The organism is Myceligenerans crystallogenes (genome assembly GCF_039529775.1).
Taxonomy (GTDB): Bacteria; Actinomycetota; Actinomycetes; order Actinomycetales; family Cellulomonadaceae; genus Myceligenerans; species Myceligenerans crystallogenes.
This window is the reverse complement of sequence record NZ_BAAANL010000021.1, coordinates 1-716: the sequence shown is the minus strand read 5'-3', so window position 1 is coordinate 716 and position 716 is coordinate 1. Positions and strand designations below refer to the sequence as shown.

General features: G+C 61.2%; 1 protein-coding gene. It reads left to right on the top strand.

Annotation, left to right across the window (positions count from 1 at the left end; all coding sequences use genetic code 11):
• Positions 1–128: 128 nt before the first annotated feature.
• Positions 129–623 (top strand): transposase, encoded by a 495-nt coding sequence (locus ABD208_RS20380; RefSeq protein ID WP_344106643.1) that lies wholly within the window; start codon positions 129–131, stop codon positions 621–623.
• The last annotated feature ends 93 nt before the right edge of the window (positions 624–716 follow it).

The window sequence follows — 716 nt, the reverse complement described above, 5'->3', positions numbered from 1 at the left end:
CCGAATACTGCCGCAAGCGCGGGCTTTTTCCAGCGCAGATTGCAGCGTGGCGTGCCCCCTGTGTCAGGGTAGTTGTCCGCCGCTCTACTTTTCCTCTATTTCTCAGGTGGGCGGGATAGGAAGATGATTTGGGATATTCACCGGAACGAAAATCGACGGTGCTGAAGCGGATGCTGCCGCCGAACAACGTGGCCATACGGCAGTTGTCGCAGGAGGAGGGGATTTCCGAGGCGACATTGCACAAGTGGCGGGCTGAGGCGCGCGGCAAGGGGCAGCTTATGCCTGACGCTGATGCTGGGCCCGAGGGCTGGTCCTCGCGTGATAAGTTCGCGGCGGTTCTGGAAACGGCGGCGCTGAACGAAGCCGATCTGGCCGAATACTGCCGCAAGCGCGGGCTTTTTCCAGCGCAGATTGCAGCGTGGCGTGCGGCCTGTGAGCAGGCGAATGACTGGGATCGTGCCAGTAGTGCGCGTCTTGGTCGCGCGACCAAAGAAGAAAAAAAGCGGGTCAAGGATTTGGAGCGGGAATTGGCCCGCAAAGACCGCGCATTGGCCGAAACCGCAGCGCTCCTTGTTCTGCGAAAAAAGGCGGCAGCGATCTGGGGGGGCGACGAGGACGCATGATCAGCACCCCACATCGCCAAACTGCCGTTGCTCTGATCAATGAGGCCATCACTGGTGGCGCGCGGCGGGCCAAAGCCTGTGCCGAGCTGGAAA